Source organism: uncultured Sunxiuqinia sp., from assembly GCF_947495665.1.
GTDB classification, from domain to species: domain Bacteria; phylum Bacteroidota; class Bacteroidia; order Bacteroidales; family Prolixibacteraceae; genus Sunxiuqinia; species Sunxiuqinia rutila.
On the sequence record NZ_CANLZV010000006.1, the window covers coordinates 100,907 to 124,045 of the forward strand.

16 protein-coding genes are annotated in these 23,139 nt (G+C 47.7%); 12 read left to right on the plus strand and 4 right to left on the minus strand.

Translation table 11 applies throughout. The annotated features are described in order from the left end of the window. Positions 1–220: 220 nt before the first annotated feature. Both Q1A18_RS09420 and Q1A18_RS09425 read left to right on the plus strand, forming a co-directional pair. Positions 221–1,108: an SDR family oxidoreductase gene (locus Q1A18_RS09420; RefSeq protein WP_299578857.1), complete on the plus strand. Its 888-nt coding sequence runs from the start codon at positions 221–223 to the stop codon at positions 1,106–1,108. Continuing rightward, positions 1,026–2,012: an NAD-dependent epimerase/dehydratase family protein gene (locus tag Q1A18_RS09425; RefSeq protein ID WP_299578859.1), complete on the plus strand. Its 987-nt coding sequence runs from the start codon at positions 1,026–1,028 to the stop codon at positions 2,010–2,012. The genes Q1A18_RS09420 and Q1A18_RS09425 overlap by 83 nt, the downstream gene beginning before the upstream one ends. 76 nt (positions 2,013–2,088) lie before the next feature. On the opposite strand, the gene Q1A18_RS09430 is transcribed toward Q1A18_RS09425, so the two are convergent. The 3 genes from Q1A18_RS09430 to Q1A18_RS09440 all read right to left on the minus strand — a co-directional run bounded on the left by Q1A18_RS09430 (position 2,089) and on the right by Q1A18_RS09440 (position 4,744). Further along, positions 2,089–2,586: a GtrA family protein gene (locus tag Q1A18_RS09430; protein ID WP_299578861.1), complete on the minus strand. Its 498-nt coding sequence runs from the start codon at positions 2,584–2,586 to the stop codon at positions 2,089–2,091. 209 nt (positions 2,587–2,795) lie between these two features. Further along, positions 2,796–3,629, minus strand: a complete 834-nt coding sequence (locus tag Q1A18_RS09435; protein WP_299578863.1) for an MBL fold metallo-hydrolase — start codon at positions 3,627–3,629, stop codon at positions 2,796–2,798. A 5-nt stretch (positions 3,630–3,634) separates the two neighbouring features. Beyond that, on the minus strand, positions 3,635–4,744 hold the full coding sequence (locus tag Q1A18_RS09440; protein ID WP_299578865.1) for a DUF3810 domain-containing protein: 1,110 nt from the start codon (positions 4,742–4,744) through the stop codon (positions 3,635–3,637). 131 nt (positions 4,745–4,875) lie between these two features. On the opposite strand from Q1A18_RS09440, the gene Q1A18_RS09445 reads away from it, so the two are divergent. The 6 genes from Q1A18_RS09445 to Q1A18_RS09470 all read left to right on the plus strand — a co-directional run bounded on the left by Q1A18_RS09445 (position 4,876) and on the right by Q1A18_RS09470 (position 15,261). After that, positions 4,876–6,294 carry a Mur ligase family protein gene (locus tag Q1A18_RS09445; RefSeq protein ID WP_299578867.1) on the plus strand — a complete coding sequence of 473 codons (1,419 nt, stop codon included), beginning with the start codon at positions 4,876–4,878 and terminating at the stop codon, positions 6,292–6,294. A 14-nt stretch (positions 6,295–6,308) separates the two neighbouring features. After that, positions 6,309–7,541: a dipeptidase gene (locus Q1A18_RS09450; RefSeq protein ID WP_299578869.1), complete on the plus strand. Its 1,233-nt coding sequence runs from the start codon at positions 6,309–6,311 to the stop codon at positions 7,539–7,541. Between the two features lie 127 nt (positions 7,542–7,668). Continuing rightward, on the plus strand, positions 7,669–7,938 hold the full coding sequence (locus Q1A18_RS09455; RefSeq protein WP_299578871.1) for a hypothetical protein: 270 nt from the start codon (positions 7,669–7,671) through the stop codon (positions 7,936–7,938). Between the two features lie 22 nt (positions 7,939–7,960). Continuing rightward, on the plus strand, positions 7,961–10,264 hold the full coding sequence (locus Q1A18_RS09460; protein WP_299578873.1) for a LamG-like jellyroll fold domain-containing protein: 2,304 nt from the start codon (positions 7,961–7,963) through the stop codon (positions 10,262–10,264). A 269-nt stretch (positions 10,265–10,533) separates the two neighbouring features. Beyond that, positions 10,534–11,802: a Gfo/Idh/MocA family oxidoreductase gene (locus tag Q1A18_RS09465; RefSeq protein ID WP_299578875.1), complete on the plus strand. Its 1,269-nt coding sequence runs from the start codon at positions 10,534–10,536 to the stop codon at positions 11,800–11,802. Between the two features lie 69 nt (positions 11,803–11,871). Beyond that, complete coding sequence (locus Q1A18_RS09470) at positions 11,872–15,261, plus strand: DUF1080 domain-containing protein (RefSeq protein WP_299578878.1); 3,390 nt, start codon at positions 11,872–11,874, stop codon at positions 15,259–15,261. 255 nt (positions 15,262–15,516) lie between these two features. Here Q1A18_RS09470 and Q1A18_RS09475 read toward each other — a convergent pair whose 3' ends face one another. Then, positions 15,517–15,957: a DUF4395 domain-containing protein gene (locus Q1A18_RS09475; protein WP_299578880.1), complete on the minus strand. Its 441-nt coding sequence runs from the start codon at positions 15,955–15,957 to the stop codon at positions 15,517–15,519. A gap of 321 nt (positions 15,958–16,278) precedes the next feature. Here Q1A18_RS09475 and Q1A18_RS09480 point away from each other — a divergent pair, with 321 nt between their 5' ends. The 4 genes from Q1A18_RS09480 to Q1A18_RS09495 all read left to right on the plus strand — a co-directional run bounded on the left by Q1A18_RS09480 (position 16,279) and on the right by Q1A18_RS09495 (position 23,080). Then, positions 16,279–17,076 (plus strand): glycyl-radical enzyme activating protein, encoded by a 798-nt coding sequence (locus Q1A18_RS09480; RefSeq protein WP_299578882.1) that lies wholly within the window; start codon positions 16,279–16,281, stop codon positions 17,074–17,076. Between the two features lie 28 nt (positions 17,077–17,104). Next, positions 17,105–19,468 (plus strand): trans-4-hydroxy-L-proline dehydratase, encoded by a 2,364-nt coding sequence (gene hypD, locus Q1A18_RS09485; protein WP_299578884.1) that lies wholly within the window; start codon positions 17,105–17,107, stop codon positions 19,466–19,468. Between the two features lie 29 nt (positions 19,469–19,497). Further along, a complete protein-coding gene (locus tag Q1A18_RS09490) occupies positions 19,498–20,790 on the plus strand; it encodes a S28 family serine protease (protein WP_299578886.1) in 1,293 nt (430 codons plus the stop codon). Positions 20,791–20,974: 184 nt separating this feature from the next. Next, positions 20,975–23,080, plus strand: coding sequence for an alpha-galactosidase (locus Q1A18_RS09495; RefSeq protein ID WP_299578888.1), 2,106 nt, complete (start codon positions 20,975–20,977; stop codon positions 23,078–23,080). The last annotated feature ends 59 nt before the right edge of the window (positions 23,081–23,139 follow it).

Below are 23,139 nucleotides of genomic sequence, written 5' to 3' on the forward strand. Positions count from 1 at the left end.
AAACGAACGAAAGTTCTGCTTTGAGTGCCTTTAGTGTGATTTTTGCAGCCTCCCCTGTGAGCTGTAGAAAAAATACGAACTGGTTGATCTCAAAAACTCCCGGGTTCCTGGAAAGAAGAAGCCTCGGTGCAAAATTTTAAACAGCCTGCATTCTTCTTCCGGTTCACAAACAAAATGAACGAGCTTCAACAAAAATAAAAATTGCAAAGAGGACATAAACATGAAAGATCCCAACTCACAATATACCTTAATTACAGGAGCAAGCACAGGCCTTGGAAAAGCCTTTGCCCTGGAATGCGCTCATCGAAAGATGAACCTGGTCTTAAGCGCCTTGCCAAATGAGAATCTGGAGGACTTAACCAGGCAACTCAGGCAAAACCACGGAATAAAGGTTTTTTACAAAGAAACAGACCTCACCAATCGGGTAGCCGTGGAAGAATTCGCCCAATGGGCCACCAGTAACTTTTCAATCAATATTCTGATCAACAATGCAGGAATTGGAGGCACTCAGCATTTTATTGATTCCACAACGACCTACCTCGACGATATGATTCAACTCAATATCCGGGCAATGACCCTCCTCACCCGTTTGCTATTGCCCAGCTTGAAGCAACAAACGCCAGCGCACATTTTAAACGTTTCAAGTCTGGCTGCCTTCTCTCCGGTTCCATACAAAACAATTTACCCAGCCAGCAAGGCTTTTATCCACCATTTCTCCCGCGGACTGGAAGCCGAACTCCAAGACACGAATGTCCGGGTAAGCGTGTTAAATCCAGGCCCCATCATGACCAACTCAGATGTTTGCAAACGCATTGATGCTCAAAGCTCCTATGTCAAACTTTCCATTATGACACCGGAACAGGTAGCACAAATTGCCCTTAAAAAAATGCTTCGCGGCAAGTCAGTCATTATCCCGGGCCTGATGAACCGAATCAATGCCTTTTTCATTCGTTTGGTACCCGTCAATTTCCGAATCTTTGTCGGCACCCAAATCTTTAAACGCGAAAACCGAAAAACCCGTAATTATGAAGGTACTCGTAACCGGAGCAAACAGCCTGCTTGGAAGCAACCTGACCAGAAAGCTGCTGCAAGCCGGCTACAAGGTTAAAGCCATGGTTCGTGAAACTAGCAACCTTCGCTCGCTGGAGGGAGTCTGTCCGGAATGGTTTAAAGGGGATTTTACAAATGCTGCACACGTAAGGCAAGCACTGACTGGCTGTCAAGCTGTAATTCATGCAGCAGCCAACACTTCGCAATGGCCATCCGCCTACGAGCACTACAAAGCAGCGAATGTAGACGGCGTGAAACGGATGCTGAAAGAAAGTCGGCTGGCTGGCGTAGAACGCTTCATCCTGGTTGGCTCAGCCAACGCTTTTGGTCCGGGCTCCAAAAGCAATCCGGGCAACGAATCTACTCCATTCACCCCCCTGCAATACCAATCGGGCTATATGCGCAGCAAGTTTGAAGCTCAGCAACTGGCCCTAAACTTTCATCAGAAACATGGCTTTCCGGTGACGGTGGTCAACCCCACCTTTATGCTGGGGAAATACGATGCTAAGCCAAGCTCAGGCCAGTTGCTACTGATGGCCTATGGCAAAAGACAGATGCCCTGCCCTTCCGGAGGAAAGAATTTCGTTCATGTTGACGATGTCGCAACCGGCATTGTTAGTGCCATCGAACGAGGACAACCCGGCGCTTGCTACCTGTTAGCCCATGAAAATTTAAGCTATGAAGCGTTTTTCAAAAAGATGCAGGCTGTTTCAACCTACCCCAAACGACTCATCAAAATCCCCAAGCCACTGCTGTCATTAGCCGGAACTGCCGGTTCCTGCTATGAAAACCTAACCGGCAAACCCGCCAAACTCAATTCCATCAATGCTCCTTTACTCCAGGCTGACAATTATTACTCGCCCGCCAAAGCAGTGCGCGAACTGCAACTACCGCAAACGCCCATCGAGCAGGCCATCCACGATGCCCTCAACTGGTTCAACAAACAAGGGTATTTGAGTTAATGGAACAAGTTGGGTGCAAGATTAAACCAAGCTGAGCCAGTAGCAAAAAATGTGACGGTAGGGAGTTGCTTTCCCGTTAGGACTTAAAAGTAAAAAAACGCTGCAGCAGGTAACTGACAATAATCACGATGCCAGTAGTAATAATCTTTGAAGGCGTTGGAAAGAAGTGAAATTGCTCAACTAAAACCCGCAACAGCACATAGTTCAGCACAATATTCAGCATAGCCACCGAAAAATAACGGACTAGCTGAACACGCCCCCGAAGGACCGATTCCGGAAAGACCAAGCCACGCATCAGCATAAATCCCAGCGGGAAGGTGACCAGAAACGCAATGATAAAAGCCGCGATATGCGGGCTGATAGCCACCTGCGAAGACAAATAAATCACCTGCTTGTCGATAATGAAGTTGTAGGAGATAAAGTACAGGAAAATGTCCAGCAGCGTATTTGATCCTCCCACCGCCAGATAGCGAAAGGTTTGCAAATCAAGAATAGGACGAAAGAGTGGATAAAACCAGTCTATTGTATTGAGAACAAATGTCTTTGTTTTTATGTACTTGATCGGCTCGGGCATGAAACAACTAAAAATTCATAAACTTGAAAGTGATGCTCCGGCAATCCACTTTCGTTAATTTTCCTCTTTATTTTTAACGGATTTTCAGGCTTCAAAAATAGGAAAAAATCCTAAGTTTCAGAATTCCATCCTTTAAGAGCTGCTTCACAACACAAATACCAGAAACTCTTATCGTCAGCAGATCAACACAATCCATCAACTAAGTTGGATCAAATCCGGAAAGGGAAGCTCTCTTTCAGCTTAGGCCCCTTAGCGGTCCATTCCACCGTGGCACATTCGGTATAATAGTCATGCTCAAAAAACAGGATGTAGTTTTTCTCAGCCACCTCTTTCAAAAAAGACGCTTTTTCTTCCATCGCCGTAACCGGATACAAATCGTAAGAAGCCAGCCACACGATAGGAATATGCGCATTTGTTGGAATGAGATCAGCCGTGTAAACATAGGTTTTACCATCCGATTCCACCAAAGGAATTAGCTGTCCGGGGGTGTGTCCATCAAACAAGCGCACACTGAATCCGGGAAAAAGCTCCCCTTCCTGCTCCACCAACTGCAGGTTCCCTTCGTTTTTCAGAAAATTCAAAATCTCGGGATAAAAAGCGGCCTGCTCCCGAATACTGGCTTGGGGCACATGCTCCCACTGGCGTTGGCTGCACCAGTGCGTGGCATTGGGAAACACCAGCTGCAACCGGCCACCTTCCTTTAAAACAGCCCCGTTACAATGATCCCAATGCAGGTGTGTAAACACCACATCCGTAATGTCATCCGTTGACAGCCCTTGTTGTTGAAGCGACTGAGCAAGCGCATCGGTTTCCTCATGACCATTATTCTGCCTGACTTTTTCGGGATAATGATTGCCTACGCCAGCTTCTATTAAAATGTTCCGATCGCCTTGCTTAACCAACAAACAGCGCATGGTCAGCCGGGTTACATTATTTTCATCGGCCGGATAAACCCGCGACCACAACGGTTTTGGAATCACACTAAACAGAGCGCCGCCATCACACGAAAAGTGACCGGCATGTATGGGGATCAATTCATTCATTTCTTTTAATCTTTGTATGGTTTTAACAACTGGCTCACCCGTTGGGTTGCCAGCGAATCGGTTGAAAAGTCCATCACAAACTTCACAACACCGGTATAGTCCTCAATACCCTTTTCTACTTTATTGGTTTTCAAATAGGCATCATTCACTTTCGAAGCGTATTGGTCAATCTTCTCGTTGCGCCAACTCAGCCAATGCTGCCGGATACGCCGAAAATCCGCTTTCACCGGTTCATCAATCTTTTTCACCAACCCGGCATAAGCTTCCAGCTGGTACGCCTGGTATAAAAAGTAACGCAACACATACAGGTTGGCGCTGTATTGCAACACCTGGTCCGGACTCTGGGAGCAGACCAGCCAAGCGTAAAAGTTCGCCTCCGCCTCGCTCGTTATGCCCAGCTGATGCGCCTTTTCATGAGCCAACACCAGGGGGTACTCCACCGGCAGCAAGTGCCTGTTAACCTGCACTTCATTAAAAAACGGCCCATAATAACCCGAAATGCCCGCTTTGGCAAAAAAGCCGCTAAAGGTAATCGCTTTGGCCCGCCGCACACCGGCCGGGTATGAAATCCCAAGGAAAGGCGCCAATTGCCCGTACGAGTTCTCCACCCGTTCATCAACCCAATCGAAATCAATGGAATCAACCGGTAAATAGGTGCGATTGGTTTTAATAATCAATGCCTCCAAAACCTCCACAAAAGCCTCAGTGTCTGCCTGGCTTTCGGCTATTTCCAGACGCTCATTCAAGCCTTGCCGGTAATAGTTAAAGCCCCACAACCAATAAAACAAGATGTAGAAGAGAGCCAATGTGTTCACCCAAAACCGGAGGAAGCCACGCCAGTTGATGCGTCGAAGGATCAGGCTTATCAGACTAACCAACCCCAACAAAATCAGCGAAACATACAAGAGGTCATCCAGCGAAAAAGGGAACCAGCGACTGAAGCCCGACAAAAGTGTAGCAAGGTGCGGATAAATTCCACGCGCATAAACCCACTCGGAAACAGCAGGAAACGCGGCCAACAACTCGGTCAGTAAAAACGTAAGCACCGCCAGCCAAAGGAGCAGCCAGCGTTTTCCAAATAATTGTTTCAGTTGCCTGGGAGTTTTCACGTGCATCAATCTTTCTTTCAGAATTTCAAAAATACACGAAATCGGCCGAACCCCGAAATCACAAGATTTTCTTTTCTGAAAAGGAATACTTGACGTACTTTCGCTATTTTTAACGCTCAATGCTTAACACAGACTTCATGCACATCCATTTTATAGCCATTGGCGGAAGCGCCATGCACAACCTGGCCATTGCCCTTCACAAAAAAGGATACCAAATTACCGGAAGCGATGATGAAATTTTTGAACCATCGCGCAGCCGGCTCGACAGCTACGGCTTGCTTCCTCAGCAACAAGGCTGGCAACCGGAGCTGATCACCGATCAAATTGACGCCATTATTCTGGGCATGCACGCCCATCCCGATAATCCGGAGCTGAAAAGAGCGCAGGAACTCGGACTAAAAATCTATTCGTACCCCGAATACCTGTACGAACAAACCAAAGATAAAACCCGCGTGGTGATTGGCGGCTCGCATGGAAAAACAAGCATCACCTCCATGGTTATGCATGTGCTGAAAAGCAACCAGATTGATTTCGACTATATGGTTGGTGCCAAACTGGATGGTTTTGAAACCATGGTTTCGCTGAAAAAAGAAACCAAAATTGCCGTGTTTGAAGGCGACGAATACTTATCGTCCCCCATCGACCGCCGCCCCAAGTTTCATTTATACCATCCACACATTGCCTTGCTCAGTGGCATTGCCTGGGATCACATCAACGTGTTTCCGACCTTTGACAATTACGTGGAGCAGTTTCGCATTTTCGCCAGCCAGGTCGAAGAAAATGGTTCGCTCATTTATTTTGAAGGCGACGAAAACCTGCAACAAATTGCCCGGCAAGTGCGGCAGGATGTAACTGCCATTGGCTACCGCGAACATAAATCGACTGTTGAAGATGGCGTGACCTACCTGAATTATGGCGACCGACGTATCCGCTTGCAGGTGTTTGGCGACCATAACCTGCAAAACATTGCCGGCGCTAAACACATTTGCGATCAACTGGGGCTGACTGATGAGCAATTTTACCGGGCGATGACCTCGTTTAAAGGAGCAGCCCGCCGGCTTGAAACGCTTGCCGAAACCAACAACTGCACGGTATTTTACGACTTTGCCCATTCGCCCTCGAAGTTGAAAGCCACCACGGCAGCGGTAAAAAAACAGTTCAGCAACCGAAAACTGGTTGCCGTCATGGAATTACATACTTACAGCTCGCTCAAAAAAGAATTTCTGCCCCAATACCAGGGCTGCATGGACGAAGCCGATGAAGCCTATGTTTTCTTCAACCCCAAAACCATTGCGCACAAGCGGCTAGCTCCTATTTCGGAAGAAGAGGTGGCCAGTGCTTTTGCTTCCGAAGGCTTGCAGGTATTTACCGATCCGGAAGCCTTGTTCCAGCAATTACGCGAAAAAGACTGGGAGCATCAAAATCTGCTGGTCATGACCTCCGGCAATTTCTCCGGACAAGACCTGAAAGCATTTGCCATTGATGTGACGGGCAACCCGGTTCGGTTTCAACAACAGAATAACTGGCTGAAACATCCGGATGGCATGATAAGCTAAAAAACAGGAATCCCATGAAGCACCTTCTACTAGCCGCACTCTGCATCCTTCTTTGGTTGCCAGGAAAAGCAACAGAAAAAGACCAACGCCTGTGGAAAAAAGCCCTGCGCATTCACGAACGTGTGTTAACCATAGACACCCATTGCGACACGCCCATGGAAATGCTCAAGCCGGGCTTCAACCTGGGAGAACAACATGAAAGTCCGGAAAGCCGGGTAGATCTGCCCCGCATGAAAGCAGGCGGACTGGATGTTCTGTTTTTTGCCGTGTATACCGACCAAAGACCTCGGACGGCTGACAATTACAGGCAAAGCTACCAGCTGGCCCACCAAATGCTGGATTCGATCCATGCTGCTGTCATCCGGCATGCCGACCAGGCCATGCTGGCCTCCACAGCCAGTCACGCGGGACAAATAGCCCAAACCGGCAAACGTGCCATCTTCATTGGTCTGGAGAATGGCTTTCCCTTGGCCCAAAAGCTCGACCGGGTGCAGGAATTTTACAGTCGTGGGGTTCGCTACATCACCCTGTGCCACTCGTTTCACAACGACATCTGCGACTCGTCCAGCGATGCTGCTGAGCCGGAGCACAACGGCGTTAGCGACTTCGGGCGCATGGTCATTCATGAAATGAACCGGCTGGGCATGATGGTCGATGTTTCTCACCTGTCGGATGCCTCTTTTTTTGATGTGATGAACATGAGCCAGGCACCGGTAATCGCCTCACACAGCAGTGTTCGGGCTATTTGCAAACACGACCGAAACATGAGCGATGAGATGATCAAAAAGTTAGCGGAGGAAGGTGGCGTCATTCAAATCTGCCTGCTCGACGACTACGTGAAAGAGCCGGATACCACCACCCAACGCTACGCCATCCAAAGCCAGCTCATGCACACTTACCGCACCGAGTATCATGCCATGAACAAAGCGGAGAGGGCGACTCTAAACCAGGAATGGGTTGACATGCAGAAAAACTATCCCAAACAGCTGCCGACCGTTAGCGATTTGGTTGACCACATTGACCATGTGGTGAACCTGGTGGGTGCAGACTACGTGGGAATAGGCAGTGATTTTGACGGAGGAGGTGGCCTGGCCGACTGTGCCGATGTCAGTGAGTTTCCAAACATTACCTATGAATTGTTGAAACGCGGCTACTCCAAGCGGGACATTCAAAAGATTTGGGGAGGAAACCTGATCCGTGTTTTCAGGGAAGTGGAAAGAACAGCGGCAAAACTGTCGAAGAACTAAAAAAACAGGCACGCACTGGATTGACTCCTGATAAAACTGGCACGGAATACACTAAACCGCAGCCAAACAAGCTTTAACCGCAGCGAACAGCATCCTACCAGCGCGGAGCGCTAAAATCCGCGGCGAAATGGCATTCGACCAGGTTGAATCGCATTCCGCGCTGGTTTTTGGCATTCCGCCTTGGTTTTTTCCTGTCCCGCCCTCGTTTTTGGCATTCCGCTCCGGTTTTTCCTGTTCCGCCCTCGTATTTTGCATTCCGCGCTGGTTTTTCGCGTTTCGCCCTGGTTGTATTCAGGCTTTCCTTCCTTTTTTGCTCTCCAAAACGGTTTTGCCCATTTTTGAACAATTAAATTGGACACATTCGGCAAAGATCAAGCAGCTTTTTATAGATTTGTAGGAATGACCAATTGAATATTTTCTTGACACCTAAATATTATAAATACGATCTAATCTTTGCTGTACTGCTATGCCTGCTAAGTGGCTTTGCACAAGCCCAAACCGTGTGGTACCACGAAATGCCGGACAGTACACGAACAGCCATTCGACTGCAAGCACACCTGCTGATTCAGTTCAATGAATTGAGCGATTCGGAGCTTAACACGCTGAAGCAAACGGCGCTTCCTCTGGCTTTTTTCGCCGAAGATTTGGAAAGCCCGGAACGTCAACGTAAACTAAACAGGTTAACGGGTCAACAAACCCATATTCCGGTGATCACCAACACAGAAAAAGAACCAATTTTCCAAGCAAGCAAACCCTTGGTGCTGATAAAACCGCAGGAATTTGACCGGGTCAGGCTCGACCAGCAGGTGAACGACAGCTTATTCAGCCATTCCTTGTTCAGCCTCAGCGAGCTGCTTTTGGTAGAACCGGGCAACACCGCAAACAAGGCCGAGCGGCTGATGGCGCTTTGGAGCCAATCCGGAAAGCTCCCCAATTTCATCCTCCCCGACTACAACAACCTTACAGCCTCTGCCCAATGGGTGCAGTCGCTCAATGCCACCGGACAATTTGTGGGCATGGTTTCCTCCAATGGCAAACTGCTTGAAAAAGTTTCCTGGAAAGCCTATCCCAACCGTCAAAGCAATGGCTATTTCTGTTTCCCGCTGATGCCGGGCAGCCTGGAACCATTTATTCCACACAAGGCTGGCTACCGCTTTTCACCCGACATCATGTACGATTCGCCTGCCAACAGAGGCTACCTGAAAGAATTTAAAGCTGTTAACCTGAGCCCCGACTTTGAGTTGACTGACCATTTTGTGTTCGATAAGAAACCGCTCAACTTACTGCGTAACAATGAGCAGGAAATCATCAACAACGAAGTTGAATTCATCACTGACAGCAAAAGAGGAAACTGTGCCTGGTTTCCGGGCAGGGCTTACCTGGATGGCGGCATCCAGAGCAAAGAAAGCCTCCACCCCAATTTCAGCATAACAGCCTGGATTAAACCCACCCAGCTAAATGCCAACAACAGCATTCTGGGTAAAGGGCGTGATTTTGTGCTGAAGCTTCACAACGGGAAGCTCACCTACACCATGCAAGGAATTAAGGATTACATTTCCACTTCGTCGGAGGTGCCTACCAACGAATGGACCTTTATCTCAGTGGTCCACTCGGCCTATGAAAACCAGATTCGTTTTTACCTCAATGGCGAACTCACCGACCAGGTCGGCTTGATCACCCCGTACACCGAATCGGACTATACCTTACTGATTGGGAGCAATTTGTGGGAAGAGTTTTTTGTCGGCTACATGGACGAGATCAAAATCTGGAGCCGCGAGCTGAATGAAGATGAAATTCGCCAGCAGTACCAACAGTCCGTCAACCTGGATGAACAACGAGCCGGATTCTGGGCCTGGCTGGTCATTCCACTTTTGGTGCTGATTCCTGGCCTCCTGGCTTTCCGAAAAAGAAAACCAAAGCCAGCACCGGCAGTGACGAAAAAAGAAGAAAAGAACAACAAGCCAGCCCTTAACCACGAACAAATCTACTGTTTGGGCGGGCTTAAAGTCATCAATCCTGAAGGGGTGGATGTTAGCCAAAAGTTTTCACCTAAAATCAAACAGTTGTTTGTGCTGGTGCTTCTGAATAGCGTAAACGGCCACCGTGGAATCTCAACCAGCGAACTGTCCGGAATTTTATGGCCCGGCATGAGCACACAAAAAGCCAAAAACACAAGGGGCACAAACATACAAAACCTGAAAGCGGCCTTGGCCTCCTGTCCGGGTATCAACCTGGTATTTAAAGACCGGCTTTGGCAAATTGAACTCAGCGACTCCTGCTACTCCGAATACTGCGATATTCTTAGCAAGCTTAGCTTGGTGGAGAGCCAGCCAGATGGTCCGAATGCCAAGGAAGCGCTCCCCGAACTGCTGGACATCCTGAGCCGCGGCACCCTTTTACCCGACATGTCCGAATCCTGGCTCGATCCGTACATCAGTAAAATGAGTGACCGGATCATTGAAATGGGCCTTAGCCTGTTCGAATCGCTTGATGAAAAGCAAGATTCGGCATCCCTCTACGCCTTGGCAGAAGTTGTTAGCCTGAATGACCCGCTAAACGAACCGGCCCTGCGCAAAAAATTGCAACTTTTAACCAACCAGGGGAAACTCAGCCTGGCGCATTCGGTCTACGACCACTTCATCAAAGTGTACCAGGAAATGTACCAGGAGAACTATCCGGTCAACTTCAAAAGCCTCACTGTTGAAAATAGCAACACCGAATAAGTCGTTTTCCGGTCTTCCGGAGCAAAGCAAACGGCCAGGCATATTGGCCAATTTTTCAGCAAAAACCGACTTGTCCGCCCCAAAAAACAGGAGCGCCAAGACCTGTCGTGTCCTTTCAAGAAGCTCCGGCTAAAAAATAAAAAAACGCCTGCTTCCCTTTTTTTATCGGGCATTACCCCATTTGTTACCCCTGGCATTATACCCCGGTGTCTTTCTTTGTGTGGTTCCAATTCATGTAATATCGAATCACTACTAAATCCATTAATACAATGAACAAGAAAATGAACAACCGCCGCGATTTCCTGAAAAAATCGTTGATCGCAGCCGCGGGCGTAACAATTATCCCAAGACACGTTATGGGTGGACCAGGCTTCCTGGCTCCCAGTGATCAATTGACCAAAGCCATTATTGGTGTGGGTGGAATGGGAAGAGGACACATCCCCTATGAAGGCACGCGTCTTCTGGCCGTTTGCGATGTAGACAAAAATCACCTCAAGCAAACCCTCGACATGGTAAAACCTGAAGTACAGGGTTACCACGACTTCCGGGAAGTGTTACAACGCCCTGACATTGACATTGTGCACATTGCAACACCTCCACACTGGCACGGTATCATGTCGGTGATGGCTGCTCAGGCCGGTAAGGATGTTTGGTGCGAAAAGCCCATGACCCGTACCATTGGAGAAGGAAAGCGCGTGGTGGAAGCCATCAACGCTACCGGAAAAATGTTCCGCTTAAATACCTGGTTCCGTTTCAAAGACAACTTCTACGGATTGGGCACACCGGTAAAACCAATCAAGAAAGCAGTGGAAAGCGGTGTATTGGGCTGGCCGTTGAAAGTAACCATCAGCGGAGTAACCGGTTTCAACTGGAAATTCTACTGGGTAGGAAAAACCAACCTGGCACCACAACCGGTTCCTCAGGAGTTGGATTACGACATGTGGTTAGGACCTGCTCCGGAAAAACCCTACAACGCACACCGCGTACATCAAACATTCCGTGGATACTGGGATTACGATGGTGGTGGTCTGGGCGACATGGGACAACACTACATCGACCCGGTTCAATACTTCCTGGGTAAAGACAACACCAGCCCGGTAAAAGTTGAAGTGGATGCCCCACAACAACACGACGATGCCATTGGTACCTGGCGGAAAATTACCTACACCTACGAAGATGGCTGCCAGATTATCCTGGACGGCGAAAACAAAGATAAAAATGCCGCTTACATTGAAGGTCCCAACGGAAAAATCTTCAATGGATTTAAATCCGACATTCCAAATTTGAAAGCGCTGATCGACAGCATGCCAGATCCAGAACCTCAAATTACCACGTTCAGCGAATCGGTACGCACCCGTCAAAAATTTGCACTAAACGAAGAAAACGGACACCGTTCAGCAACCATTGTTAATATGGGACTGATTGCCCTTCGCCTGGGAAGAACCCTGGAGTTCGATCCGGTAAACCAGGTTTTCATCAACGATGATGAAGCCAACCGACTGATCAACCAACCCATGCGTGGTGAATGGCAGATTTGAAATCGGTAAACGAACAAAATCAACAGAAACACAAAATTACTTGGATTTAAAACGAAAATTTAAAACGGAATGAACCACTTAAAAAATATACTTACAACCTTATTGATAAGCTTGATGCTTATCCCGGCTTTTGCGCAGGACAGGCGGACGCTGGAAACCAAGGTCGCTGATATTCTGGCGCGCTTTCCCGCCGAAAACAGCCAGGAAACGTCAAAGTTAACTCAACAAATCATTGCTTTAAATTCGGAAGGGATTGCCAGCTTTTGCGACATGATTATTCCTCCCGGAACCGGAAATGACACCCAGGCTCGCTACGCCATTACCAGTCTGGCCAAATTGCCGGTAAAAGCAGGTTCGGCCGAGAGCAAACTAATTGAGGAAAACCTGATCAAAGCCTTGGAAAAAGCCAATGACAACGAAGTAAAAGCTTTCTTCATGCGCCAGCTGGCTTACTGCGGACAAGAAGCAACGGTTGATGCCGTGAGCCAATACCTGAATCATAAAACACTGGCTTCACCAGCTATTTCAACGCTTACCAGCATTGGTACAGACGAAGCGGCTGCCCTGATTCTTCAAGCAGCTCCAAACCAAAGTGGCGAGCAGCAAGTTGAATTCATCAAAGCACTGGGAGTGTTAAACTACCAACCCGCCGAGTCATTTTTGATCGGTCTGGCCGAATCAGCCAGCGGCGAGCCGCTAAAACAAACGTATGCTGCTCTGGCACGTATCGGAGGTGAAGCTTCTGCCAAAACCTTCAGCGCTGCAGCCAAAAAAGCATCGTTTGCCCCGGATGAAACTGAAACCATGCTTTCGTACCTGCAATATGCCTGCAACCTAAGATTGAATGGGCATACCAAGTTAAGCAACAAGCTGGCTGCAACTGCGCTCAAAAAATTCAAAGAGCAGGATCAATTGCATTACCGCTCGGCTGCCTTAAAAACATTGCGCGCCAATCAAGGGGAGGCTGCCTTCAAACTGTTGGCTAAAGAATTCAAAAATGAGGACAAAGCCTACCGCATGGCTGTATTGACTTTTGCCAAGCAAGGAATCACCGAAGCTGAGGTTAACCAATGGGTGGCCTTATTCCCAAAACAATCAGCTGAGCAACAAACGGAGCTGCTTTACGTTCTGGCACACCGTCCGGAAGCCAGCGTCCTGAACCAGGTTATTTTGCCATCATTGGCTTCAGACAACCAAGCGGTTCGCCAGGAAGCAGCCTTAGCATTGGCTATCAACCAACAAGCAGAAGCCATCCCTACGCTATTGAGTCAGCTGAAACAAGCTACCGACAAAGCGGAATTGGCAGCTATTAAAAAAGCCTTGCTTACAGCAACGTCAGTGGACGACTGCAACCAACTGGCTGCTCAACTGAATGAGCAAAGTGCCGATGCGCAGGTTGTCCTGATCGAAGTACTGGCAGCTCGTCGTGCCCATAATTATTTCAACCAGGTTGAAGCGCTTTGCAAAAGTTCGGACAACCAGGTTAGCCAAGCCGCTTACCAAGCCTTGGCTCGGGTAGCTCAAGCCGAAAATACAAACAGCCTGTTAAGCCTGTTGCAACAAACCTCTTCGGCCAATGGTATCAACGCTGTACAACAAGCACTGATTACCCTGTACAACTCGACAGATGCTCCTGCCGTTTCGCTTGTTTTGAATGAAATGAAAGCCGGGAAACAGACCGAAAAACTGGTTCCGGTTTTGCCTTTCCTGAATGACCAAAATGCACTGAACAGTGTAGTTTCTTTGCTGAAAGACGGCAATAGCAGCGAGCAAAAAGCAGCTTTCAAAGCACTGACCAACTGGTCTGACGCTTCAGCTCTGCCAGCGCTTTTCAATGTATTCAGCGACAATTCAAAAGCAGCCTTCAAACAAGAAGCACTTGCTGCCTTTTTGAAATTAACCAGCCAGGCCAACATTCCGGCTGATCAAAAATTGTTGTGGTTGGATAAAGTAATGCCCAAGTGTACCACTGACGCCGAAAAACAACAAGTTATCCGCGCAGCCGGAAATGTGAAAACATTCTTGTCGCTGGTTTTTGTTGCCAACTACCTCGATAACGAGGCCCTAAGCGGAGCTGCCGCAAGAGCTGCCATGAAAATTGCGCTGCCAACACCAGGCGAACAAAACGGTTTAACCGGAACCTTTGTCCGTGAAACACTGACTAAGGTTAAAGCTAAAATTTCAGGGGCCGACAGCCAGTACTTCAAAATTGACATTCAGGAGTATTTGGACAAGATGCCTCAAGAAACCGGCTATGTTTCTTTGTTCAACGGCAAAGATTTGAGCGGCTGGCAAGGATTGGTGAAAAACCCAATTGCAAGAGCCAAAATGTCGGAGAAAGAGCTGGCTGCTGCACAAGTTAAAGCCAACACCCGCATGCACGAAAACTGGTCGGTAAAAGACAACATGATTGTTTTTGACGGTAAAGGCGACAACCTGTGTACAGTTAAAAACTACGGCGATTTCGAAATGATCGTTGACTGGAGAATTACCAAAGAGGGCGATTCCGGTATTTACCTGCGTGGCACCCCACAAGTTCAAATCTGGGATACTTCATTGGTAAAAGTTGGCGCTCAGGTAGGCTCAGGCGGACTTTACAACAACACCAAGCACCGCAGCACCCCATTGGTCGTAGCCGACAACCCGGTTGGAGACTGGAATACTTTCCGCATTAAAATGGTAGGTGATAAAGTAACTGTTTACCTGAATGGTGTTCTGGTTGTAGACAATGTAACCATGGAGAACTACTGGGATCGCAGCTTACCTATTTTCAGCGAAGGTCCGATTGAACTGCAGGCCCACGGTAATGACCTGACTTTCCGCAACGTTTATGTTCGTGAGTTGAATGCTGAAACTCCGGGTATAACAGAAGCTGAAAAAGCCGAAGGTTTTGTATCGCTTTTCAACGGCAAAGACCTGAACAACTGGGTTGGCAATAAAACAGACTACCTGGCTGAAGATGGCCTGTTGGTTGTTCGTCCGGCAGAGGGTGGCCATGGCAACCTGTACACTGAAAAAGACTATTCAAACTTCATCTTCCGCTTTGAATTTCAATTGACACCGGGTGCAAACAACGGACTTGGAATTCATGCTCCGCTGGAAGGCGATGTTGCATATGTAGGTAAAGAATTGCAAATTCTGGACAATACTGCTCCGATTTATGCCAACCTGAAACCTTACCAATACCACGGTTCAGTTTACGGAATCATCACGGCTAAACGTGGATTTCTAAACCCTGTTGGAGAATGGAACTACCAGGAAGTGATTGTTAATGGAGATGACATTAAAATCACCTTGAATGGTGAAGTTATTCTGGAAGGAAACATGAAAGAAGCCTCTAAAAACGGAACTGCCGACAAGAAAAACCACCCTGGACTGAAACGCAATACCGGCCGTATCTGCTTCCTGGGTCATGGTTCAGACCTGAAATTCAGAAATATTCGCATCAAAGAGTTGTAATCAGTAGCGAACCGAGTAAACAACTAATAAATCAAGCGTCTCCGGATTAAAACACGGAGGCGCTTTTATTTTTTCAGCCATCTCGCTCAGCAATCAGACCGGTTAATAAATCATCCCAAGCCAAGGGTCCCCACTCCATCCAGACGACGAAAAGAAACAGTCACACAGGAATTGATGCGACGATTTTAGGCACAAAAAAACCGGCTTCGTGCCGGTTTTTTCGAGAAAAAACTATTGTTTGTTGGTGTTGAATATTCAATTTTTAGACAACGGTAAAACCAAATAAGTGTAAATGGTACATCCCGCACAAAAGGCAAAGGCAAATTCCAGGCTTGCAAAAAAGAGCAGAATGCCTGCAACAACCATTGCTGCCAGCGAAAAGTTCAATCCAAGTAAAGCTGTAATCATCACAGTCATAACAAAGCCCATTCGTGCCGCAAATACTTTTGGCGCTTTATCAATGGGTTTTGCCGGAATTTTAAGCCATTTCACCATCCAATAAGCCAAACAACTCAGCGGACTGAATTTCAACTTGGTAAATGCCCGAATGAAAAAGTCTCCGGCTACAAGAGCCATCAACACAGGCAACTGAAACGCAAATGAAGCAATCACAGTCAGAATTACCAGCAAAGCCGTAACCCGGGGTACCTGCTCATTGATTCGTTCATCTGATATGGGGCAAAATAAATTTTTCATCGTACTCCTTTCCTGACCTACAGTTTCTTAGAATTACTTTTTAATTTCGGACAAATTTATCTTTTTCTCCTTCCTATTTAAAGATATTCTAAATAGTGCCGAATAGACTTAATAGTTTCTTTACATTGGTAAAAAAAGCTAATTTGCGTTTGTTGTTTAATTTTCGACACGGATGAAGTTCAAAATCAAACATTTCTCGAACCTGTATCACCACTTCGGCAAAGGACTTTACGAATGCTGGATCAATTGAATGCCTGCTTGGCTAACGCATTCACAACCACCCTTCTTTCTTTTCTAAAATCGGATTAAAACGATCTCCTCATGGATGGGATTATATTTGATATTAAGCGCTTTGCTGTACATGACGGGCCGGGCATACGCACCACCGTATTTTTCAAAGGTTGCCCCCTGCAATGCCAATGGTGCCACAACCCCGAGAGCATTGATCCGAAACCCGTTTGTGTGCCCAAAACCGTTCAGCTCAACGGGCACCTTTTCACCGAAAACGAACAGGTAGGTTACACCATAACACCCCGGCAACTGTTGGCAGAACTTCAGAAAGAACAAGTTTTTATGGAAGAATCGGGTGGTGGTGTAACGTTCTCTGGCGGCGAACCTTTATTGCAAAGCCCGTTTCTACAAAAAATGCTGAAGCTATGCCAAAACCACGGCATGCACACTGCAGTAGACACCAGCTTATTGGCAAGCTGGAAAACAGTACAGCAAACAGCGCAGGCAACCGACCTCTTTCTCCTTGACCTTAAACTGATGGATGATCAAAAGCATCGGGCATACACCGGGGTTTCCAACCGGTTGATTTTAGCCAACATGCAAAAGCTGGCAAGGCTCCAAAAGGCCTACAATGTGCGCATTCCCATCATTCCAGGAGTCAGCAACACGCCTGAGAATATTGAAGCAAGCATCGCATTTTTGCAGAAGCTGCCTCATCCGCCACGCGCTGTTGACCTGTTGCCATTTCACAATACAGCCAGGTCTAAATACATACGTTTTCAGCTGGAAAACCCGTTTAAAGATCAAGCTTCCCTGAGAAAGGAAGCCTTGCTTGAAATCAGGCAACAGTTTGAAAGGGCCGGATTTACAGTCTCCATCGGAGCTTAACCTTGAATTCCCAAAAATTACAAACAACATGACACCACGAATAGAAAAACTACGCAATCAAAGTTTAAACGCCATCAACCGCATCTCAGCCGAACGAGCGTTATTGTTGACCGAATTTTATAAAAGTCACCAGGCCCTGGGAGACTCCATTCCGATGCAACGCGCCAAAGCGTTTCGCTACATCATGGAAAACAAAACCATCTGTATTAATGACGATGAGCTGATTGTTGGTGAACGGGGACCGGCCCCCAAAGCCACACCCACCTATCCGGAAATTACCGTACACTCGCTGCAGGATCTGGACATCTTAAATTCCCGAAAAAAGGTATGGTTTCGGGTTGATTCGGAAACCCGAAGGGTTTATGAAGAAGTGATCATTCCATTTTGGCAGGGGCATTCCAATCGTGACCGGATTATGAGCCGAATGCAACCAGACTGGCTGGCTGCCTACGAGGCGGGCATCTTTACCGAATTTATGGAACAGCGAGCTCCGGGGCACACCGTTGCCGGCGCTAAAATCTATCACAAAGGCATGCTGGATATTATTCTGGACATCAAGGAAAGCCTGTGCCAACTCGATTTCAAAAAGGATCCGCAAGCTTACGACAAGCAGGAAGAGCTGAATGCCATGCAGCTGGCCGCCGAAACCATAATTGTATTTGCCAACCGGCATGCCGACCAATTGGAAAAGCTTGCCAGGCAAGAAAAAGAAGCGGCCCGGAAACTGGAACTTAAAAACATGGCCGGCATTTGTCGCCGGGTGCCCGCCAATGCGCCTCAAACCTTCCATGAGGCCCTGCAATATTATTGGTTTGTGCACCTGGGCGTTGTCACCGAACTCAATCCCTGGGATTCGTTTAACCCCGGCCGACTGGATCAGCATTTGCTCCCTTTCTACCAAAAAGAACTGGCTGCCGGAACACTAAGCAAAGAGCTGGCTCAGGAACTGCTACAAGCTTTTTGGATCAAGTTTAACAACCATCCCGCGCCTCCCAAAGTGGGCATTACTGCTTTGGAAAGCAACACGTATACAGACTTTGCCTTGATTAACCTGGGCGGGGTGAAACCCAACGGGACTGATGCAGTTAATGAGCTGTCTTACCTGATACTGGATGTTATTGAAGAAATGCGTTTGCTGCAACCCAGCTCCATGGTTCAGCTGAGTCAAAAAAATCCGGACCGTTTCATTCAACGCGCCATTCAGATTGTAAAAACCGGCTTTGGCCAACCTTCCATTTTCAACACCGATGCCATAATTCAGGAATTGGTTGCCCAAGGCAAAAGCCTGACGGATGCAAGAAACGGAGGCGCCAGCGGCTGTGTGGAAAGCGGTGCTTTCGGTACTGAAAGTTATATTCTGACCGGCTACTTCAACCTGCCCAAAATATTGGAAATTACGCTTCACAATGGTTTTGACCCACGCACCCAAAAGCAGACTGGGCTGCAAACCGGCAATCCTGCAGCATTTCGGTCGATGGAAGAATTGATGCTGGCTTTTGAAAAACAAGTTCAACATTTTGTTTCAATTAAAATTGAAGGCAGCAACCGCATTGAAAAAACCTTCATCAACCATATTCCAACGCCATTTCTCTCGTTAATCATTGATGATTGTATTGCGAACGGCACCGACTACATTAATGGAGGCGCTCGCTACAACACCAACTACATTCAAGGTGTAGGCATGGGCACCATCACCGATTCGCTCACCGCCATTAAGCAACAGGTATTTGACCAAAAAAACTGCAGCATGCCAGACCTGCTGGAGGCTTTGAAAAACAATTTTTCAGGCGCTGAAAACCTGCATTACCAGTTGGTTTACAAGACCGCCAAATATGGCAATGACGATGATCAGGCTGATGATCAGCTGCGAAGTGTTTTTGAAATTTATCACCGGGCTGTCCATGGTCATAAAAGTCCGCGGGGAGCAGATTACCGGATTAACCTGCTGCCGACCACCTGCCACGTCTACTTTGGAAGTGTGATGCAAGCCAGTGCTGACGGGCGCCTGGCTGGAACACCTGTTTCAGAAGGCATTTCGCCCGTGCAGGGCGCTGACCGTAAAGGTCCCACTTCGGTAATTAAATCGGCTGCCAAGATCGATCATTTACGTACAGGCGGCACCTTGCTAAACCAGAAATTCACCCCTTCTTTTTTTGAAGGAGAATCGGCCGTTGCTCAGGTTTCCAGCCTGGTGCGAAGTTACTTCCGGATGGACGGACACCACATTCAATTCAATGTTGTGGATGCCGCCACGTTGCGCGACGCCCAAAGGCATCCGGAGCATCATCAAGATCTGATTGTGCGGGTAGCCGGCTACAGCGATTACTTCAACGACCTGGGCGAAGATTTACAAAATGAGATTATTGAGCGGACCGAACACCAAAACTTTTAATTTTAAGGTATTTTCTAAACAAGCCACAAATGCACCCAATAACTGCTAAGCTCCATTGGTTTCTGGTTCTTTTTTTGCTGACCACCGGAACCGCTCTATGCCAGAACCTGTTTCAATTTATGCAGGCTCAGCCAGAGATCTCCTCCATCAAAGCCATTGATGGAAATCACTTTTTCAATCAATGTTACGAAATAAGGATCAGACAGCCGCTAAACCATCGGGACACCACGCAAGGATTTTTCCTTCAGCGGGTGTTTGTGTCTGACAAAAAAGCGGACCGCCCTGTGGTGCTGATCACGGAAGGGTACGATGCCAACTATGCCGCACAGCCCAATTTCATCCACGAGCTCAGCCCGATGCTTGAGGCCAACCAACTTTGTGTGGAGCATCGCTATTTTGGCGAATCGGTACCCGATCCCATCAACTGGGAGTTCTTAACGGTTGAAAATGCCGCCCGGGATCATCATCGTATTGTGCAACTTTTCAAAAAACATTACCAGGAAAAGTGGCTCAACACCGGAATCAGCAAAGGCGGACAAACGGCTCTGGCTCACCGCAGCTTTTTCCCCAACGATGTTTCGGCCACGGTTGCCTATGTAGCGCCGCTTAATTTTGGGGTTGAAGATGGGAGGCACGAACGCTTTTTAAATCAAGTCGGATCGGATGAATGCAGGGACAAAATCCGAAGTTTCCAACGCGAAATACTGGTACGACGGGCACAAATGCTTCCGCTGCTAACCGACTACGCCAAGCAGCGAAACTACACCTTCCCCATGCCCATGGATGAAACACTTGACTATATTGTGCTGGAGTATGCCTTCTCCTTTTGGCAATGGGGTCACAACTGCAATGCCATTCCCGCAGACACGGCCAGTACCGAAGCGCTCTTCAACAACTTAATCAGAATCAGTTCTCCGGACTATTTTTCCTATCAGGGATCAGCTCATTTCCGGGCATTCTTCTACCAGGCAGCCCGTGAACTAGGATACTACGGCTACGACACCCAATCCTTTGCCGACTTATTATCCCTGCAATCTACCCAAGGATATGTCAACCAGTTTATGCTTCCTGTCGGAAGTTCCACCACCTATAGCGACAAGACCTCCAGGCAGGTAGATCAATTCTTAAAGTCGGATGCCCGAAACGTCGTGCTTATTTATGGGGAGGTAGACCCGTGGAGTGCAACGGCTGCGACTGTCAGAAAACGAGGAAATAACCATAAAATAGTACAGGAGGGCGGGAATCACGCCACGCGTATTGGAACACTTCCCGAACAAAAGCGTGAAAAACTCATTCGAAAAATAAACAAAATGGTCCGATAATCTCTTTCTAAACCATAAACAGCAACACACCTGAAGCAGAAAGAATATTTTCTACAGCAGCTAAAAAACACAAGCAACTAACAACCAGTGTTTTTGTGCAAAATAAAGTTTTTCTCCTTTTCGTGCGAACATTGTTAAAAGTTGTTAAATTTACAGCCACTCTAACAAATCAATAAATACATCTATGACCAAGAAGACCATCGAAAGAAGGAATTTTCTAAAATTGGTAGGTACTGGAATTGGATCATTACTCACAATGCCTTACTACTCAAGTGCACTTGAGTATACCAGCACGGTAAGCCGCAACCGGTTTAAGATTGGAAAACCACAGTGGATTCTTCACAATGACGGCACCTTCGATTTAATTGCCGGTGGCATTCATTTGAGAAATTGCCGCCCCACCATTGATGGTCAGAGTATTTTTGTTCGAAATACCTTCGTGGGCGATTCGCCCAAAGGCAAGCGTATTATTTATGAGCTGGACCGGGGCTTTGTCATGCTCGACCTGAAAATTAACTCAGGCTCCATCTCTATTGGCGCTGAACTAAGCGGCATGCCACGGGCGCCTTATTATTTCTGCCCACTGGGCGAAGCGGTGGTTAACGGGGTCAAGCACTTTTTCAGGCAAGGGCAAGGATTCGGGGGGCCTTCCGGCTTGTACGAATTTCAGAAACCCACTGCTGCCGAATTTGGGAATCAACCCGGCGAACAGGCTTGGTCGTATGATTCATACCTGACAACCGGTTTAATCTCGGCTCAACAGGACACCCTGGCCATCGGCACCTACGAACATCACGATTTTATTCAAAAAAGCACCTTATACAACCGGCCTCACCGTCGCGGTTTATCGGACCGGTATCCCGATGTTGAATCCATTTTGTTTGAAACGGGCTTTGTGACGGAGAACATCCCCTTGAAAGATGACTTCATCAAGCTTCCCGACATTTATATTTATTTTGGGAATAAGCCCTACGAAACGCTTCAACATCTGGCCTGGAACATCTCGGAACAGCTGCAGGCCCGCAAGGACACCAAGACCAGCTATCACTGGGACTCGGTGAATGAATTTGGCCACGACTTCAGCCACGACAGCCTGACCGGCTTACTGAGCAACCTGGACACCATCAATCCAGCCCTAATGCTGGATGCCATCCTGATCAATGACTGTTACTGTACGCACGGCGACTGGCTGGATTGCAATGACCAATGGCCCAAAGGGCTGGAACCCGCCGCCCGCGATATTTTTCAGCGCGGTTATCGGGCCGGAGTTTGGGTGTCACCGTTTATGGTGAGCGAAGAAAGCAAGCTGTTTAAACGGCACAAAAACTGGCTCATTCGCGACCTGGATGGCAATCCGATTCCGGAACGAACCTCCGGTCAAAGCCGTCACTACACGCTCGATGGCAGTCATCCCGATGTGCAACGATACATTGAAAAAGTGTTTCGGGCCTACCGAAAAATGGGCTTCACCTTTTATAAAACCGATTTCATGGATTGGGGCTTAAGGCCAAGTATCGGCATCGACCGCTACGACAAAACCAAGACATCGGTTCAGATATTCACCGACATTCTCAACATTATCCGGGAAGAAATCGGCGCCGGAAGTTTCTGGATCACAAGTCGGTCACCCTATGCCCCAATGATTGGTTATGTGGATGCCATGTGCATTGCCAACAGCAAACAAGACCAATGGACCACAGAAGGAATAGGCAGCATGTTGCAGGAAAGTTACAACACCCAATATTTCAACAACATCTTTTGGCAAAACGACCTGGATGTTATTCCCTTCGATCTGGAAAATGACGGCCTAAATCCCACCGAGAAAAACAGCATTGCCAATTGGGTAGGCATTATGGGAGGAGTGGTCAGCACCTCTGTTAAGTTCTCCGAGCTTACGGAACAGGAACTGAATACCTGGCGTTTGTTGCTGCCTCAGGAACGTCCGCAAAGTGCGACCATACCCCTTTGGGGCGGCTCTAAAAAGTGTAAAATTGCACTTCGTCGCTACCGCTCGCCCAAAGCCTGGGGGCTCCTTATTCTGAATGACACGGATCAAACGGTCACTGAAAGCTTTACCTTTTCTGAAATCAACGAAGAAAACAACAACTGGGTGTACGAGTGGAAGTTAGGAGAAAGCATCAGCTTGGGTAACCTCAGCCAGATAACAGTCACCTTGCAAAAACACGAGTCGAAACTGTTCTACCTGGCCAATGGAAAAGAAAATCCGGCGGAAGATTTGACCATGAGCGGCATCCGACTGAAAAAAGCCTACCGGAAACAAGATTCTTAGCCTCTTGAGGAGGATCCTCTGGTCAAATGAATGGGGAAAAGCCCTGTTAAAATTCAAAA